At 42.7% G+C, this 17,994-nt stretch carries 17 protein-coding genes, 1 rRNA gene and 1 riboswitch; of the genes, 16 read left to right on the top strand and 2 right to left on the bottom strand.

Annotation, left to right across the window (positions count from 1 at the left end; all coding sequences use genetic code 11):
- Positions 1–2 precede the first annotated feature (2 nt).
- From rrf to purD, 15 genes are all read left to right on the top strand, one after another.
- Positions 3–118, top strand: a 5S ribosomal RNA gene (gene rrf, locus HMPREF1210_RS14405).
- A gap of 886 nt (positions 119–1,004) precedes the next feature.
- A complete protein-coding gene (locus HMPREF1210_RS14400) occupies positions 1,005–1,547 on the top strand; it encodes a DUF2179 domain-containing protein (RefSeq protein ID WP_036660252.1) in 543 nt (180 codons plus the stop codon).
- Positions 1,544–1,732, top strand: a complete 189-nt coding sequence (locus HMPREF1210_RS14395) for an NETI motif-containing protein (RefSeq protein WP_016429433.1) — start codon at positions 1,544–1,546, stop codon at positions 1,730–1,732. The genes HMPREF1210_RS14400 and HMPREF1210_RS14395 overlap by 4 nt, the downstream gene beginning before the upstream one ends.
- A gap of 96 nt (positions 1,733–1,828) precedes the next feature.
- Positions 1,829–1,929: riboswitch (purine riboswitch) on the top strand.
- Between the two features lie 202 nt (positions 1,930–2,131).
- The gene (gene purE, locus HMPREF1210_RS14390) at positions 2,132–2,620 is read left to right on the top strand and encodes a 5-(carboxyamino)imidazole ribonucleotide mutase (RefSeq protein ID WP_016429432.1); all 489 of its coding nucleotides are present in this window, start codon (positions 2,132–2,134) and stop codon (positions 2,618–2,620) included.
- The gene (gene purK, locus HMPREF1210_RS14385) at positions 2,617–3,741 is read left to right on the top strand and encodes a 5-(carboxyamino)imidazole ribonucleotide synthase (RefSeq protein WP_016429431.1); all 1,125 of its coding nucleotides are present in this window, start codon (positions 2,617–2,619) and stop codon (positions 3,739–3,741) included. Before purE ends, purK begins: the two co-directional genes overlap by 4 nt.
- A 12-nt stretch (positions 3,742–3,753) precedes the next feature.
- The gene (purB, locus tag HMPREF1210_RS14380; protein ID WP_016429430.1) at positions 3,754–5,049 is read left to right on the top strand and encodes an adenylosuccinate lyase; all 1,296 of its coding nucleotides are present in this window, start codon (positions 3,754–3,756) and stop codon (positions 5,047–5,049) included.
- Between the two features lie 14 nt (positions 5,050–5,063).
- Positions 5,064–5,780, top strand: a complete 717-nt coding sequence (gene purC / locus HMPREF1210_RS14375; protein WP_016429429.1) for a phosphoribosylaminoimidazolesuccinocarboxamide synthase — start codon at positions 5,064–5,066, stop codon at positions 5,778–5,780.
- On the top strand, positions 5,777–6,031 hold the full coding sequence (gene purS / locus HMPREF1210_RS14370; protein WP_016429428.1) for a phosphoribosylformylglycinamidine synthase subunit PurS: 255 nt from the start codon (positions 5,777–5,779) through the stop codon (positions 6,029–6,031). Before purC ends, purS begins: the two co-directional genes overlap by 4 nt.
- A complete protein-coding gene (gene purQ / locus HMPREF1210_RS14365) occupies positions 6,028–6,714 on the top strand; it encodes a phosphoribosylformylglycinamidine synthase subunit PurQ (protein ID WP_016429427.1) in 687 nt (228 codons plus the stop codon). Before purS ends, purQ begins: the two co-directional genes overlap by 4 nt.
- Positions 6,698–8,929 carry a phosphoribosylformylglycinamidine synthase subunit PurL gene (gene purL, locus HMPREF1210_RS14360; protein ID WP_016429426.1) on the top strand — a complete coding sequence of 744 codons (2,232 nt, stop codon included), beginning with the start codon at positions 6,698–6,700 and terminating at the stop codon, positions 8,927–8,929. The genes purQ and purL overlap by 17 nt, the downstream gene beginning before the upstream one ends.
- Positions 8,905–10,326, top strand: a complete 1,422-nt coding sequence (gene purF, locus HMPREF1210_RS14355; RefSeq protein ID WP_016429425.1) for an amidophosphoribosyltransferase — start codon at positions 8,905–8,907, stop codon at positions 10,324–10,326. Before purL ends, purF begins: the two co-directional genes overlap by 25 nt.
- A 12-nt stretch (positions 10,327–10,338) precedes the next feature.
- Positions 10,339–11,403 carry a phosphoribosylformylglycinamidine cyclo-ligase gene (purM, locus tag HMPREF1210_RS14350; protein WP_016429424.1) on the top strand — a complete coding sequence of 355 codons (1,065 nt, stop codon included), beginning with the start codon at positions 10,339–10,341 and terminating at the stop codon, positions 11,401–11,403.
- Positions 11,393–11,965, top strand: coding sequence for a phosphoribosylglycinamide formyltransferase (purN, locus tag HMPREF1210_RS14345; RefSeq protein ID WP_016429423.1), 573 nt, complete (start codon positions 11,393–11,395; stop codon positions 11,963–11,965). Before purM ends, purN begins: the two co-directional genes overlap by 11 nt.
- Before the next feature lie 100 nt (positions 11,966–12,065).
- The gene (gene purH / locus HMPREF1210_RS14340) at positions 12,066–13,601 is read left to right on the top strand and encodes a bifunctional phosphoribosylaminoimidazolecarboxamide formyltransferase/IMP cyclohydrolase (RefSeq protein ID WP_016429422.1); all 1,536 of its coding nucleotides are present in this window, start codon (positions 12,066–12,068) and stop codon (positions 13,599–13,601) included.
- Positions 13,602–13,615: 14 nt separating this feature from the next.
- A complete protein-coding gene (gene purD, locus HMPREF1210_RS14335) occupies positions 13,616–14,872 on the top strand; it encodes a phosphoribosylamine--glycine ligase (RefSeq protein ID WP_016429421.1) in 1,257 nt (418 codons plus the stop codon).
- 204 nt (positions 14,873–15,076) lie between these two features.
- Here the strand turns inward: purD and HMPREF1210_RS14330 are convergent, their stop codons facing one another.
- Both HMPREF1210_RS14330 and HMPREF1210_RS17840 read right to left on the bottom strand, forming a co-directional pair.
- A complete protein-coding gene (locus HMPREF1210_RS14330; RefSeq protein ID WP_016429420.1) occupies positions 15,077–15,271 on the bottom strand; it encodes a DUF4083 domain-containing protein in 195 nt (64 codons plus the stop codon).
- Between the two features lie 309 nt (positions 15,272–15,580).
- Positions 15,581–16,132 carry a YgaP-like transmembrane domain gene (locus HMPREF1210_RS17840; protein ID WP_016429419.1) on the bottom strand — a complete coding sequence of 184 codons (552 nt, stop codon included), beginning with the start codon at positions 16,130–16,132 and terminating at the stop codon, positions 15,581–15,583.
- Positions 16,133–16,247: 115 nt separating this feature from the next.
- On the opposite strand from HMPREF1210_RS17840, the gene HMPREF1210_RS14320 reads away from it, so the two are divergent.
- Entirely contained in the window at positions 16,248–17,981 is a 1,734-nt protein-coding gene (locus HMPREF1210_RS14320; RefSeq protein ID WP_016429418.1) for an adenine deaminase C-terminal domain-containing protein, read from the top strand.
- Positions 17,982–17,994 lie beyond the last annotated feature (13 nt).

Raw genomic sequence — 17,994 nt, 5'->3', positions numbered from 1 at the left:
AGTCTAGTGATAATGGCAAAGAGGTCACACCCGTTCCCATACCGAACACGGAAGTTAAGCTCTTTAGCGCCGATGGTAGTTGGGGGTTTCCCCCTGTGAGAGTAGGACGTCGCTAGGCAAAGTAAGAAACCGGTACCTTCCGAGGTATCGGTTTTTTTGTGTTTGTTTTTTAAGCTTAGTACGAAGGTGTGCGAGAAAGAGGAGGAACAAAGAGTTCGAGGAAACAAAGGGAAGAGACTCGGAGCGTATAATATACGCGAGACTCGAAGACCTGCGGTTGACGAAGAAATCTGCCGTTCATCGTCTTTCGCAGCCTAGCGCCGATGGTAGTTGGGGGAGCCCCCTGTGAGAGTAGGACGTCGCTAGGCAAAATAAGAAACCGATACCTTTCAAGGTATCGGTTTTTTTGTGTTGTTTTTTAAGCGCAGTACGAAGGTGAGTGAGAAAAGAGAGGTGCAAGTAGTTCGAGGAAACAAGGGGGCAAGTCTACTTGCTCGTGAGATGAGTTTGAGCGATAAATGCTTCGATTTGAACGATAAATCTTTAGTTTGAGCGATAAAGTATCCAATCTGCACGATAAATCTCCAGTTTGATTGATAAATTTACAACTGTTGATTTTAAGCGAACGAGCTTGTTTCACCCGACTGTTTAACTTGGGTTATGAGACAATCGACTATCACAAACCCCTGAATGGTGGAGATTCTGCCGGTCGCTGCATGGCTCTCTTCTATTTGATGGGATTTTCTTGAACATCCAGTTGAATCAGCCGGTTCAAAGCGACTGGATGGCTTACTAACTAAAAGTAGTTTACATCTTTTCATTAAAGGGCAAATTTAATATAAGTAAAATTTAAATAACTTCCTAGCATATTAGTCGCTTTTCGCTTTAACAGTAAATAGCTTTGTTTTAATGTGAATTACAGAAATTCCGCAAAATTTCTTGTATTCTAAAGGGTTCTCTAATAAGATAGGGGCTTAATGTTTTTTCATGAAGGGAAGTTTATTATGAGCAATGATGCACTTTTGATGGTATTAATCATATTTACTATAAATATTGTCTATGTTTCGTTTTTTACAGTGCGCATGATAATGACGTTGAAGGGTTATCGTTATTTTGCAGCGTTTCTCAGCACCATTGAAGTGGTTATATATGTTGTGGGTCTTGGATTAGTATTGGATAACTTGAATGAGATCCAAAACCTTATAGCCTACGCAGTTGGGTATGGTACTGGGGTACTTGTTGGTACGAAAATAGAAGAGAAGATGGCCCTTGGTTATATTACGGTAAATGTAATTACGACTGAAGAAAATCGTACCTTGCCACGCCTTTTGCGTGATAAAGGATATGGAGTAACTGATTGGGAAGCGAATGGTCTTGAAGGTAACCGAAAAGCGATGCAAATCCTGACTCCCCGAAAATATGAATTGAAACTGTATGCAACGATTAAAGAGCTTGATCCAAAAGCATTTATTATTGCTTATGAGCCGAAAACTATTCATGGTGGATTCTGGGTTAAAACGGTAAGGAAAGGAAAACTATTTAAATGAAGAAAAAGACTGTATGGTTTGAAGTAGCAGAGAATGAAACCATTGATGACTGTTTAAAGCGTATGCAGACTGAAGGCTATATGCCAACAGGGCGAAGGGAAGAGCCGATGTTCCAAGAAGTGAATGGAGAAATCGTCCCAATTCGTCAAATCATCCAATTTAAAGGTACGTACATCTCTGAATAACCTAAAAACTGGCGAAAAACCGAACGATATTGTTTTCTGAAAATTTATCGTTCGCATTTTAGCGTTGACTCGAGTCCTAATGGTTGTTAAAATATGAATAAGAACAACGATAATCCCCATATATGCTAAAGAATTGGCTTTAGCGTCTCTACCAGGTCACCGTAAATGACCGGACTATGCGGGAAAGCAACTTTTGGATGAAAATAAGGATGTGAGTCTGCATATGTATATGTCAGCCGTTCATAACCCCTTTTCTTTAAAGTCCTCAAGTAAACTGCTTTTCATGCATAGTGAGCAGTTTATTTGGGGACTTTTTGTCAATAATGTCTAGCTTCAAGTGTTTGCTCGTTGTCAAACTAGTGTAGCGCTTTAAGCTTTTCTATAAAGGAGCGATTTCAGATGAATGCAAAAATCGGCGTGATCATGGGAAGCTCAAGTGATTGGGAAACAATGAAACATACATGTGACATATTAGATGAACTGCAAGTCCCTTATGAAAAAAAAGTGGTGTCGGCGCATCGCACGCCAGATCTAATGTTTGAGTATGCGATGTCAGCAAGAACACGAGGAATTCAAGTGATTATTGCGGGAGCTGGCGGAGCCGCACATTTACCGGGTATGGTTGCAGCGAAAACGACGTTACCGGTTATTGGGGTTCCTATTCAATCAAAAGCATTGAATGGTCTTGATTCGTTACTATCCATAGTTCAAATGCCAGGTGGCGTTCCTGTTGCGACAGTCGCTATCGGCAAAGCTGGAGCAACGAACGCAGGATTGCTTGCTGCTCAAATGCTAGCAATGACCGATCAAACTTTGGCACACAATTTAGACTTAAGACGTGAAGCGACGAAGGACAAAGTATTTGAAAGCAACGGTGACCTCATATGATTAAAACCATTTCACCAGGACAAACAATTGGAATTATTGGTGGAGGTCAATTAGGTCGAATGATGGCTTTGGCTGCCAAGGAAGCCGGATTCAAAATTGCAGTGCTCGATCCAAGTATGGAATCGCCTTGCGGTCAAATCGCGGATATACGAATTGTTGCACCTTATAATGACCAGACGGCTTTAGAAGAGCTAGCAGATGTCAGTGATGTCATTACGTACGAATTTGAAAATATTGATTATGAAGGACTTAAGCGGTTAGCTGAATATGCTTATATTCCTCAGGGGGCAGAACTTGTCCGTATAACACAAAACCGAATTACAGAAAAAGCTGAAATTTGTCAGGCTGGTGTACCGGTTGCAGACTATATAGTTGCGACAAGTATTGTGGAACTGAAAGCATGTATTAATGAGGTTGGTTTCCCTTGTATCGTCAAAACCGCATACGGCGGTTACGATGGCAAAGGTCAAGTAAAGCTCGAATCGGAAGCCGATTTAATACTGGCGGAACCATTATTCAATCACGGTGCGTGTGTTGCGGAAGCGTTCGTGCCATTCGGTAAAGAAATTTCAGTTATCGTACAGCGTAATGGAAACGGGGAAACCTATTGCCTGCCTGTAGGTGAAAATATTCATAAAGATCATATTTTACACGAAACGATTGTACCTGCTCGTGTAACTGAATCGATTCTGACACAAGCTACAGAAGCGGCAGAACAAATTGCTGATCATTTACAGTTAGTCGGCACTTTGGCAGTTGAAATGTTTGTGCTGAAAGATGACACGATTGTGATTAACGAGTTGGCGCCACGTCCTCATAACTCAGGACACTATTCAATAGAAGGTAGTACGATATCACAGTTTCATCAACATGTGCGTGCAATTTGCGGATGGCCTCTAAGGAAGCCTATCCTGCATCAACCGACTGTCATGGTCAATGTACTTGGAGAACACGTCGTTCCTCTATCGAACGCGATTTCTAAATACCCAGACTGGTCCATTCATCTATACGGCAAAGAAGAAGCGAAAACAAAACGTAAAATGGGGCATGTGACCATTTTGACAAACGATATAAATCAAACGCTACAAGAAATCGAGCATTCCGGCATTTGGTCGGAATAGAAGGAGAACTATATGATAGAACGTTATACTCGCCCTGAAATGGGAGCAATTTGGACGGAACAAAACAAATACCAAGCATGGTTGGAAGTTGAGATTTTGGCATGTGAAGCATGGGCTGAACTTGGCGATATTCCAAAAGAAGACGTAGCGAAAATTCGTGCTAATGCTTCATTTGATATTAATCGCATTTTAGAAATTGAAGAAGAAACGCGTCATGATGTTGTTGCTTTCACTCGTGCAGTATCTGAAACACTTGGCGATGAGCGTAAATGGGTACATTACGGACTGACTTCAACGGATGTAGTTGATACAGCTCTTTCTTACATCATCAAGCAAGCAAATGAAATCCTTCGTAAAGATTTGAACAATTTCGTTGAAATCTTGGCCAATAAAGCAAAAGAACATAAATTCACGGTCATGATGGGACGTACGCATGGTGTTCACGCGGAGCCAACGACATTCGGCTTGAAACTTGCCTTATGGCATGAAGAAATGAAGCGTAACGTAGAACGTTTTGAAGCAGCTGCAAAATCAATTGAAACAGGCAAAATGTCTGGTGCAGTTGGAACATACGCAAACATCGATCCATTTGTAGAGAAATATGTTTGTGAAAACTTAGGAATCGAAGCATCAAAAATCTCGACACAAACATTGCAACGTGACCGCCATGCACAATACATGAGCACACTGGCATTGATTGCAACGTCTGTAGAGAAGTTTGCAACAGAAATTCGTGGTCTGCAAAAATCAGAAACACGTGAAGTGGAAGAATCATTTGCAAAAGGTCAAAAAGGATCATCTGCTATGCCACATAAACGTAACCCGATTGGTTCTGAAAACATGACTGGTCTTGCACGATTAATTCGCGGATATATGTTGACTGCTTATGAAAATGTGTCTTTGTGGCATGAACGTGATATTTCACATTCTTCAGCTGAGCGTGTCATCTTACCGGATGCGACAATCGCTTTAAACTACATGCTAAATCGTTTCGGAAACATCGTAAAAAACTTGACGGTATTCCCAAACAATATGAAACGCAACATGGACAGCACACTCGGTTTGATTTACTCACAACGCGTTCTTCTTGCTTTGATTGACAAAGGAATGGCTCGTGAAGAAGCGTATGATACAGTTCAACCTTGTGCGATGGAAGCTTGGGAAAACCAAATTGCTTTCCGTGGTGTCGTTGAACAGAACGAAACCATTACTTCTCAATTGTCTAAAGAAGAATTGGACGATTGCTTTGACTATAACTACCATATCCAACATGTCGATATGATTTTCGAACGTCTCGGACTAAACTAATCGGGGGAATACACGTGGAAAAAGGTCAGCTTTTGTATGAAGGTAAGGCGAAACGATTATATACAACAGACAAAGAAGATATTCTTTTTGTGGAATACAAGGATAGTGCAACTGCGTTTAACGGAGAAAAGAAAGCTGAAATCGCAGGAAAAGGTACGTTGAATAACCAAATCACATCTTTACTGTTTGAAAAATTGAAAGCTGCAGGTATTGATTCTCATTTCGTTGAGCAATTATCCGATCATGAGCAATTAGTGAAAAAAGTTGACATCATTCCAATCGAAGTCGTGGTTCGCCAGGTCGCAGCGGGCAGTTTAGCTAAGCGCCTCGGACTGGATGAAGGAGTAGAACTCGCACGCCCTATCGTCGAGTTCTACTACAAAGACGACGAACTTGGTGATCCCCTCATTACTGAAGAGCACATCGAGCTTTTGAACATCGCTTCTAAAGAAGAAGTACAAGCTCTTTATGATAAGGGATTACAAGTAAATGAGATATTGACGCAATTCTTCAAAGAAATCGGTGTTATTTTAGTTGATTTCAAACTAGAATTTGGCCGGGACAATGAAGGCAATGTATTGCTAGCTGATGAAATTTCACCTGATACGTGCCGCTTATGGGACGAAAAAACAAAACAAAAGCTGGACAAAGACGTGTTCCGCAGAGATTTAGGTCAATTAACGGACGCATACGAAATCATACTATCCCGTCTAGGAGGAATCACACAATGAAAAAAGTAAAAATCTATGTAACGCTTCGCGAAAGTGTATTAGACCCACAAGGTTCGGCCGTAATGGGAGCTCTGCATACAATGGGCTATAACGAAGTTGCAGATGTTCGTATTGGAAAGTACTTAGAAATTCAAGTGGATGATTCTGAAAAAGAGCTAGACGTGGTAGTTAAAGAGATGTGTGAAAAATTATTAACGAACACAGTGATTGAAGATTATAGGTACGATGTCGAGGAGGCTGTAAGCAAATGAAATTTGCAGTCCTCGTATTCCCAGGATCGAACTGTGATTTAGATATGTACCATGCAATTAAAGACGAGCTTGGTGAAGAAGCTGAATATGTGTGGCACGATACGAAAGATTTAAGTGGTTATGACGGCATTTTACTACCAGGTGGATTCTCTTATGGAGACTACTTGCGATGTGGTGCAATTGCTCAGTTCTCTAACGTTATGAGTGAAGTGAAAAAAGCAGCTGATGCAGGTAAACCAGTTCTTGGTATTTGTAATGGATTCCAGATTTTAACCGAAGCGGGTTTACTTCCTGGTGCTTTGTTACGCAATAAAAACTTGAAGTTTATGTGTCGTACCGTTGATTTGACAGTCGTCAATAACAACACCATGTTTACAGCTGAATATGCAAAAGACCAAGTGATTCAAGTTCCAATCGCGCACGGCGAAGGAAACTATAGTTGTGATGAAGAAACACTTGCTTCATTAAAAGCAAACAATCAAATTGTTTTCACTTATACGAACGACAATCCAAATGGCAGTGTTGAAGACATTGCAGGGATAATCAACGAACGAGGTAATGTCTTGGGTATGATGCCACATCCAGAGCGTGCAGTGCACGAACTAATTGGTGGTACAGACGGATTAGCGTTATTCAAATCTATCGTTAAACAGTGGAGGGAATCTCATGTCAGTCATGCTTGAACCAAATCCTCAGCAAATTAAAGAACAAAAACTATATGCTCAAATGGGTTTATCTGATTCAGAGTTTGAGATGGTCGAAAACATTTTAGGACGTCAACCGAACTATACGGAAACTGGATTGTTTTCAGTTATGTGGTCGGAGCATTGTTCTTATAAAAACTCGAAACCAATCTTACGTAAGTTCCCAACGACTGGTCCTCGCGTACTTCAAGGTCCTGGTGAAGGAGCTGGAATCGTGGATATCGGGGATGGACAAGCTGTGGTTTTCAAAATGGAATCACATAATCATCCATCTGCTATCGAGCCTTTCCAAGGAGCGGCAACTGGTGTTGGCGGAATCATCCGTGACGTTTTCTCAATGGGAGCCCGTCCGATTGCGATGCTGAACTCATTACGTTTTGGGGAATTGACAAGTCCACGTGTTCGTTATTTGTTTGAAGAAGTGGTTGCAGGAATTGCAGGATATGGGAACTGCATCGGCATCCCGACAGTAGGTGGAGAAGTTCAGTTTGACGACTGTTATGCAGGAAACCCATTGGTAAACGCCATGTGTGTGGGATTGATCAATCATGAAGATATTCAAAAAGGTGTCGCTTCTGGTGTTGGCAATACCGTTATGTATGTAGGGGCAAAAACAGGGCGCGACGGAATTCATGGAGCGACATTCGCATCGGAAGAGTTAAGTGAAACTTCTGAAGAAAAACGTCCGGCCGTTCAAGTAGGCGACCCTTTCATGGAGAAGCTTTTGCTTGAAGCGTGTTTGGAGCTTGTAAAATCTGACGCCCTTGTAGGAATTCAAGACATGGGTGCTGCAGGATTAACTTCTTCATCAGCTGAAATGGCTTCCAAAGCTGGCTTCGGTGTAGAAATGAATCTGGATTTAATTCCTCAACGTGAATCAGGAATGACAGCTTACGAAATGATGTTGTCAGAATCACAAGAACGTATGTTGATTGTCGTGAAAAAAGGACGCGAAGCGGAAATCGTGGAGCTCTTTGAAAAATATGATTTGGATGCAGTCGCTGTCGGACAGGTAACAGACGATAAAATGCTTCGTTTGCTTCATAAAGGTGAAGTCGTAGCAGACGTCCCGGCAGATGCGTTGGCAGAAGAAGCACCGGTTTATCATAAACCATCAAGTGTGCCTGCTTATTACACAGAATATCAAGCGATGGAAAACGCAGAACCTCAAGTCGCTGACTATAAAGAAACGCTGATTAATTTATTGAAACAACCAACCATTGCTTCGAAGGAATGGGTTTATGATCAATACGATTATCAAGTACGTACGAGCACAGTAGTTGCACCAGGTTCGGATGCAGCGGTCGTTCGAGTTCGAGGAACAAACAAAGGACTTGCTATGACGACAGACTGTAACTCACGCTACATTTATCTAGATCCGGAAACTGGCGGGAAAATCGCGGTTGCGGAAGCGGCACGTAACGTTGTTTGTTCAGGAGCTAAACCTTTGGCGATTACGGATTGTCTAAACTTCGGAAATCCAGAAAAACCAGAGATTTTCTGGCAATTGGAGAAATCGGCTGATGGGATGGCTGCGGCGTGTTTGGCACTTGAGTCTCCTGTTATCGGCGGGAACGTATCACTTTACAACGAGCGCAGTGGAGTAGCTGTTTATCCAACACCTACGATCGGCTTGGTTGGTTTAGTTGAAGATTTATCACATGTAACAACACAAGATGTGAAAGAAGCTGGTGACTTGGTTTACGTGATCGGTGAAACGATGACTGAGTTTGGTGGCAGTGAACTTCAAAAAATGGTGGAAGGTCGTATTTTTGGACAAGCACCTTCAATTGATTTAGATGTGGAAGTAACTCGTCAAAACGCTTTGTTGCAAGCAATTCAATCAGGCTTTGTGGCATCAGCTCACGATATTGCAGAAGGTGGCTTCGCCGTTGCATTGGCTGAAAAAACTTTCGGAGTACAAAACCTTGGTGTGGACGTAACTATTTCAGGTTCGGCTACCACAGCTTTATTCAGTGAATCACAATCTCGCTTCATCGTGACAGTGAAACCACAACATGCGGCAGCGTTCGAAGAAATCGTAAAAGATGCAGTGAACATTGGAACGGTTACATCAGATACGTCCGTCATCATTCGTAATGAACATGGCGAAGAGTGGGTGTCAGGAACTGTTGAGGAATTCCGATCTGCTTGGAAAGGAGCAATTCCATGCTTGCTGAACTCAGAGGATTAAACGAAGAGTGTGGCGTTTTTGGAATTTGGGGTGACCCAAATGCAGCACAGATTGCGTATTACGGATTGCATGCACTTCAACATCGTGGACAGGAAGGAGCGGGGATTGTCGTAACGGATGGTCATTCGCTTCAAGCAGTCAAAGGAGAAGGGCTTGTTAATGAAGTATTCAGTGCAGGCAAGCTTGATCATTTGCAAGGCTATGGTGCGGTAGGACATGTACGTTATGCAACTGCAGGCGGTGGAGGTATTGAAAATGTGCAACCTCTTTTATTCCGCTCGACAACTGGCAGTCTTGCGATTGCCCATAATGGCAATCTCGTAAATGCGAACCATTTAAAACAACACTTAGAGCGTCAAGGAAGCATCTTCCAGACCTCTTCAGATACAGAAGTATTGGCTCATTTAATTAAAAAAAGTGGCTATTCGACGTTTGAAAAACGCGCGAAGAATGCATTATCCCTACTTAAAGGTGCTTTTGCCTTCGTCATGATGACGGAAGACGAGATGATTGTCGCAAACGATCCGAACGGTTTGCGCCCATTGTCTTTAGGAAAACTGGGTGATGCCTGGGTAGTTGCTTCGGAAACTTGTGCATTCGATATCATTGGTGCCGAATGTATCCGTTCTGTGGAACCTGGTGAGTTTTTGATTATCAATAATGAAGGATTACGTGTTGAACGCTTTGCATTCCCTGCAAAACGCTCGATTTGTACAATGGAGTACGTTTACTTCTCACGTCCCGATTCGGATATAGATGGCATTAACGTTCATATGGCACGTAAGCGTTTAGGGAAAGAACTGGCAAAAGAAATACAAATTGATGCAGATGTCGTAACAGGTGTACCTGACTCGAGTATTTCGGCTGCCATCGGATTTTCTGAAGTTACGGGAATTCCGTATGAATTAGGATTGATCAAAAATAGATATGTCGGTCGTACTTTCATCCAACCTTCACAGGACTTGCGTGAACGTGGTGTGAAAATGAAGCTGTCGCCAGTTCGCCAAGTGGTAAACGGCAAGCGTGTTGTTATGGTCGATGATTCAATCGTCCGTGGTACGACATCCAGACGTATTGTAACGATGTTAAAAGAAGCGGGAGCAACGGAAGTGCATGTTGTCATTAGTTCTCCGCCTATGAAAAGTCCATGTTTCTACGGGATAGATACGAGTTCAAGTGAAGAACTAATTGCATCCAACAATAGCATTGAAGAAATAAGAGAATTGATTGGGGCGGATTCACTTACTTTCCTGTCAGTTGAAGGATTGGTTCGTGCAATCGGAAGAACGGATGAAGGTCCTGAAGCTGGACATTGTCTTGCTTGCTTTACAGGGAATTATCCGACTGAAATATACCCGGATACCATTTTACCGCACCAAAAAGAATTGGCTCGCTAGGAGGCGACATGGATGTCAAAGGCATATGAACAAGCTGGCGTAAGTATTGAAGCGGGTTACGAGGCTGTAAAGCGAATGAAATCTCATGTAGATCGTACAGCACGTAAAGGCATAATGGGGGCATTCGGTGGTTTCGGTGGGATGTTTGACCTGTCATCACTCGACTACAAAGAACCTGTTTTAATCTCGGGGACAGATGGCGTAGGGACTAAATTGAAATTGGCGTTTATGACCGATCAACACGATACAATCGGCATCGATTGCGTGGCAATGTGTGTCAATGATATCGTGGCTCAAGGTGCCGAACCTTTATTTTTCCTAGATTATTTAGCTGTTGGACAAGCAAAGCCTGAAAAGATTGAGCAAATTGTCAAAGGTGTAGCAGATGGTTGTGTACAAGCTGGAGCCGCACTTATCGGTGGAGAAACAGCGGAAATGCCTGGTCTTTATGAAGAAGATGAATACGATGTTGCTGGGTTTGCCGTAGGGGTAGCTGAGAAATCGAATATCGTAACAGGTGAAAAGATTCAACAGGGTGACGTCCTTGTTGGACTTGCTAGCAGTGGTATCCATTCAAATGGTTTTTCACTTGTGCGTAAAATTGTCTTTGCCGATCAAGGATATGAAATAGATTCCTTAGTTGCAGGCTACGAACATTTGGGCCGTATTGGGAAAGCATTATTAAAACCGACAAAAATTTATACTAAACCGGTTCTTGCCATTCATGAACAGCTGGACGTGCACGGTATGGCACACGTGACTGGTGGAGGTTTTTATGAAAACTTGCCCCGCATGATGCCCGCAGGTCTTGGTGTCGAAATCAAACTGGGCTCATGGCCAGTATTACCGGTGTTTTCAATGTTGAAAGAAAAAGGGTCTCTGGAAGACCGTGATTTGTATAATGTTTTCAATATGGGCATTGGTTTCGTCATTGCTCTTCCTGAAGATCAAGCGCAACAAGCCATTCGACTATCAGTAGAAAACGGTGAAAATGCGTACGTGATTGGTCGTGTCGTAGCAGGTGAAGGTGTTCAATTTAATGGAACTCATGACGGGAGCCTGAACGATGAACAGTAAGCCAAAGGTGGCGATTTTTGCTTCCGGCAGTGGAAGTAATTTTCAAGTCATCGTGGACGCAGCAAGAGCTGGTCAGTTACATGCTGACATCGTGGCTGTCGTTACAGATAGGCCACAAGCTTTTGTGGTGGAACGAGCTAAAACAGCTGGTGTAAACGTTGTGGCTTTCCGACCGTCAGATTTTGGGTCGAAAGTTGAATATGAAGAAGCCATCTTACAGGAACTGAAGGAGCTTCAGGTAGAATGGTTGGTGTTGGCTGGTTATATGCGTTTAATCGGCGATACATTGCTGAATGCCTTTACGAACCGCATCGTCAACATCCATCCGTCACTATTGCCTTCATTTCCTGGCAAAGATGCCATCGGTCAAGCTTTGGTACATGGCGTCAAAGTAACCGGCGTGACCGTACATTATGTAGATGCAGGGATGGACACGGGCCCAATTCTGTCGCAACAAGCGGTTGAAGTAGTAGAGGGTGACCGTGAGAAAACAGAACAACTTATACATGCGGTCGAACATGAACTCTATGCAAAAACGTTGCATCAATTATTTAGCCGGTAGAGGGCCACAGGATTAAGCTTCAGAAAATGGGACCTTTCTTCCAGCGCCGGTGCAGTGCTAGAGTGGCACTTTACGCTTTTCCAAATTAGGAGGATTTTCTATGACAAAACGTGCGCTTATCAGTGTATCAGATAAATCAGGAATTCTTGAGTTCGCAAAAGAACTAGAGACGTTAGGGTATGAAATTCTATCAACCGGTGGAACAAAAGCGTATTTGCAGGAAAATGGAGTAGCCATTACACCTGTCGATCAAGTAACGAGATTCCCTGAAATATTGGGTGGTCGTGTGAAGACGCTTAACCCTATGATTCACGGAGGCCTTCTTGCCAAGCATGATGATGCCGACCATCAAGCACAAATGAATGAACATGGCATCGAGCCAATCGAGGTTGTTTGTGTAAACTTATATCCTTTCCGTGAAACGATCTCAAAACCGGATGTGACAGCTGACGATGCGATTGAGAACATTGATATCGGTGGACCAGCAATGTTGCGTGCGTCTGCGAAAAACCATGCTTATGTAACTGTCATTACAGATGCAGCGGACTATCCGGCTGTTTTGGAAGAATTGAAAGCAGCTGGCAAAACTACGATTGAAACGCGTCGTCGTCTGGCAGCAAAAGTTTTCCGTCATACTGCTTCTTATGATGCGTACATCTCAGGTTATTTAACTGACCTTGCAGGTGAAGAATTTCCCGAACAAGTTACCTTTACATATGAATTGAAACAATCGCTTCGTTATGGAGAAAATCCACATCAAAAAGCAGCGTTCTACCAACGTGCACTAGGATCGGATTTCTCCATCGCTTCTGCACAGCAACTGCACGGGAAAGAGCTTTCCTACAACAATATCCAGGATGCCAATGCAGCCATTCAAATCGTTAAAGAATTTGAGCTGCCGGCTGCTGTCGCTGTCAAACACATGAATCCATGTGGTGTCGGAGTTGGTGAAACCATTTCTGAAGCATTTGGCAAAGCATACGAAGCGGACAGTATGTCCATTTTTGGTGGCATTGTTGCCTTAAATCGCGAAGTGGATACCGAAACGGCGGAACAACTTTCAGGTATCTTCCTTGAAATCATCCTTGCTCCTTCCTACTCTGATAAGGCTTTGGAGATTTTGACGAAAAAGAAAAATATCCGTCTACTAACAATTCCTTTTGAACAAAACAAAAAGGATAAATGGAATACCGTTTCTATCGAGGGTGGCTTGTTGATGCAAGAACCTGATGCTCATGGTTTTGCACAAGCGGACGTCCGTGTCGTAACGGACCGTGAACCTACGGAAGAAGAATGGGCTGCACTGAAGCTCGGATGGAGTGTTGTAAAACACGTGAAATCCAATGCGATTGTTGTCACAGATGCGCAAATGACGCTTGGCGTTGGTGCTGGGCAAATGAATCGTGTCGGTGCTGCTAAGATTGCGTTAGAGCAAGCGGCAGAAAAAGCACAAGGTGCATCACTTGCTTCAGATGCCTTTTTCCCTATGAATGATACCGTTGAAACAGCTGCTAAAGCAGGAATCACCGCCATTATTCAACCAGGTGGATCTGTAAAAGACGAAGACTCAATTGCGAAAGCAAATGAATATGGAATTGCTATGGTGTTTACAGGCGTACGTCATTTCAAACACTAGAGGAGGAGAACTTAATGAAAGTACTCGTTATTGGTAGTGGTGGGCGTGAACACGCTATTGTACGTCAATTCAACAACTCTCCATCTGTAACTGAAGTGTTCGTTGCACCAGGTAATGATGGCATGAGAGAAGATGCGACCTGTGTGGCAATCGAAGCACTTGAATTTGATATGCTGGTTGCTTTCGTTCAGGAAAATGCTATCGATCTTACGTTTGTGGGACCTGAACAACCGCTGGCTGCTGGAATAGTCGATCGTTTCGTGGCAGAAGGTCTGCGTATATTCGGGCCTACGAAAGCGGCATCACAAATCGAAGGCAGTAAATCTTTTGCCAAAGAACTAATGAAGAAATACGGTATTCCAACGGCGGCTTACGAAACGTTCACAGACGTCAAAGAAGCCAAAGCCTATATCGAGAAAATGGGTGCACCAATTGTGGTAAAAGCGGATGGACTCGCTGCAGGTAAAGGTGTGGTTGTTGCCATGACTGTGGAGGAAGCACTTAATTCCGTGGAGGACATGATTGGTAACCAAAAGTTTGGTGATTCATCATCTCGCGTGGTCATTGAGGAATTCCTCGATGGGGAAGAGTTCTCATATATGTCTTTTGTTCATAACGGCCAGATTTACCCGATGGTCATCGCCCAAGATCACAAGCGTGCGTATGACGGTGACCGTGGACCGAATACTGGCGGCATGGGAGCTTATTCACCTGTCCCGCACATTTCGGAACTTATCGTTCAGGAAGCATTTGAAGCGATTGTGGCACCTACTGTTGAAGCGATGGCAACGGAAGGAACACCTTTTACTGGTATTCTCTATGCCGGGTTAATCTTGACTGAGGATGGACCGAAAGTCATTGAGTTCAATGCTCGTTTTGGTGATCCAGAAACACAAGTCGTGTTACCACGTATGGCTTCAGATTTCGGTGAATTCATGAACGCACTTTTCGATGAAAAACCATATGAATTGGAATGGTCGAATGAAGAGATGCTTGGTGTAGTAGTAGCCGCAGATGGTTATCCTGAAATGGTTAAAAAAGGGGCGACACTGCCTGACTTAGAAAAGCTTAATCAAAATTTACAGATCTTCCATGCGGGCACGAAAGAAGTGAATGGTCGCTTCGTTGGCAATGGGGGCCGCGTAATTTTGGTCGCAGCGAAATCAGACTCTCTGGCTAATGCTCAAAAACAAGTGTATGACGCTTTTGCTGAATTGAAGTGGGATGGATTTTTCTATCGAAACGACATTGGTTGGCGTGCGTTGAAATAATCGAAAAAGGTTATCCTCAAGTCATTTGAGGATAATCTTTTTTTGTGAGTGGTATGTTTCAAAATGTGAGATGTTAAGACATTATATTTTTTTCACCTTCGAACGAGCGGCTGAATTTCTGCACCGCATGTTAGGGTAAAGTGTAAAACATAAAAAAAGCTCAAAATGCAGTTATGCATTTTGAGCTTGTCTATTAATGTTTTCTTAAACGTTTGCTTTCTTCTCAAGTAATTCTATGATTTTATCAAGTTTCTGATCAATTTCAACATAATGATTACTTTTAATGGCAGAATTGATACGTATTCTTCGAATAAAAAGAGAGAAAGATAGTATAAATATAACAATAAGACCTATAACAATAAAAATATAAAATATTGAAAAGAAATTAACACTGTCCATTTTAGGCTGCCTCCACATCCAGGTAATTTCCTTTTATTGTAACATGATATAACTCCTCACTGCGTAATAGTCTTATTTATTATTCCATTAAATAAAAAAGACTGTCCTCAAAAACTTAAGGGACAGTCTTTTTTAAATTGGGTGAAAGGGAATAAACACACTACGAGAGGGAATATAGTGACCGCGAGAGGGAATTAACATAGGGAATAAACATTCCGCCAAAGTGTATAACCTTCTAGCGAAGAGGAATAAACTTTCACTTACTACCTCAATTCGTCACCGGCGACATGCCTTGCCCAGAAAAATCCTTTATTTATTTTTGGAAGAACCAGAACCAGCTTTTGCACCAGCACCAGATGTTGTTTGTCCCGACACAGCTTGACTGGCAAGGTCCTTCACCATGTTTCCAACGGCAGCACCAGCACCAGAACCAGCTTTTGCACCAGCTCCAGATGTTGTTTGTCCCGACATAGCTTGACTAGCGAGGTCCTTCACCATGTTTCCAACGGCAGCACCAGTAGTAGCACCAGTACCAGAACCTGTTGCAGAACCGGAACCAGAATTTGAACCAGACCCTGATTGACCCGACATACCTTGACTAGCGAAATCCTTCATCAATTTTCCGATTTCTGGGGTATTGCTGGTTTGTCCCACCATGCTTTGATTTTGGATCATGGCTTTCATTGGACAGAATTTGACCGTTCCTTCTGCAGCTTTCATAGCACCGAATGCAACCATCATGCGACCTTTGTTGCATTTGGGATTGCGGGCGAGTTTAGCGGTACCATAAGCGAGCATACTAAGTCCGAGTGAAAGTCTTGTCAGTGCGTTACGTGTGCTAAGGTTTTGCGTTTGTGACATTTTCGTGTTTCCTCCTATCTGAATTTTCAAAAAAGTGACCTTACCGTCTGTATTTTCCAAAGTTGGTATGCTAGTATAAAAAAATGATACCCGTCTTGAAAGGAGAGTGGATACCATGCAACACCCGTTGTGGAAAATAGGGGAGATCCGCCACCAATTAAGCATGATTGATGGAAAAACGAGTCCCGATAAAATTATTGTGAATGCAACATACTTACATAGCGTGCTGAAAAAATGGGTTGAAGGCAACATTTGGATTGCAAAAGACCGCATTGTGTATGCAGGTCCTGATATGCCTGTTCAAACAACTGACGCAGAAATAATTGATGCAAATGGACAGGTGATTGTGCCGGGCTATATCGAACCTCATGTTCATCCATTTCAACTTTATCATCCCCAATCATTTGCTGATTATGCAGCACAATTAGGTACAACTACGTTTCTATCAGACAATCTTATACTCTTTCTTTTGTTGAAAAACAAGAAAGCGTTTACACTATTGGATCAATTGAATGAACTGCCGTTTTCATTTTATTGGTGGGCACGATTTGATTCACAAACTGAGCTTGAAAATGAAGATGAACTATTTACGACGAAATCCATCGGTGAATGGTTGGAGCGTCCGGAAGTATTGATGGGCGGAGAATTGACAGCATGGCCACGTTTACTAGCAGGTGATGACCAAATGCTGTACTGGTTGCAATCGGCTAAAACAAAAGGCAAAAAAGTAGAAGCCCATTTACCTGGTGCTTCTGACAAAACATTGGCGCGCATGAAATTGCTAGGTAGCGACGGTGACCACGAAGCCATGACAGTTGAAGAAGTGGAAAGACGGTTGTTGCATGGTTATGCCGTGACGTTAAGACATTCGTCGATTCGCCCTGATTTACCTCATTTATTAAAAGGAATTGTGGAAAAAGGACTGGATGTTTTTGATCATTTGATGATGACAACGGACGGTTCGACACCTTCTTTCCACATCGATGGCGTCATGGATAAATGCATTCAAGTCGCACTGGATGCAGGAGTGAAACCGATTGATGCCTATCAAATGGCATCCTATAATGTAGCCCGTTATTACAACATGACCAGTCTGCATGGATTTATTGCCACAGGAAGATTAGCTTCTTTAAACTTCTTGGAAAACGAGCGAAATCCTGTCCCTGTAAGCGTGCTGTCAAAGGGCGAATGGCTGAAGAGGGACGGCAAGCAAGTGCAACAGCTGCCGACAATCGATTGGTCCGTATTAGGTGATTTGGAATTGCCGTTTGATTTGCATGATGGGGACTTTCAGTTCTCGATGCCTTTTGGAATTGAAATGGTTAATGATGTGATCACGAAGCCATATAGTGTATCGATTCACACTGGTGAGTCGAGCTTAAGTTCTGATCATGATGAGAGCTATCTGATGTTAATTGACCGCGATGGTAAGTGGCGTGTCAACACGATGATTAAAGGTTTTGCGACTTCCGTGCAGGGGTTTGCTTCGTCTTACTCGAATACAGGAGATATTATTCTAATAGGTAAAAACCATAAAGATATGTTAGTAGCTTTCAATGAAATGAAGCGGATGAAAGGCGGCATCGTGCTCGTTGAACATGGTGAAGTCATTGCACACATTCCACTGGCAATAGGTGGAGGACTATCAAATGAAAAAGTGGAAGATTTGATTGAGCGGGAATTGTTTTTGAAGAAAGCATTGAACGAACGAGGGTATACACATGGTGATGCAATTTACACATTGCTATTTTTGCAATCGACTCATTTACCATATGTCCGCATTACACAACGCGGCATATATGATGTCATGAAAAAATCAGTGTTGTTCCCTTCATTCATGAGATCTTAGGGGGTTCGGAGAA

This window comes from Paenisporosarcina sp. HGH0030 (assembly GCF_000411295.1).
Taxonomy (GTDB): domain Bacteria; phylum Bacillota; class Bacilli; order Bacillales_A; family Planococcaceae; genus Paenisporosarcina.
The sequence above is the reverse complement of the archived record's forward strand: the minus strand, read 5'-3'. Positions and strand labels throughout refer to the sequence as shown.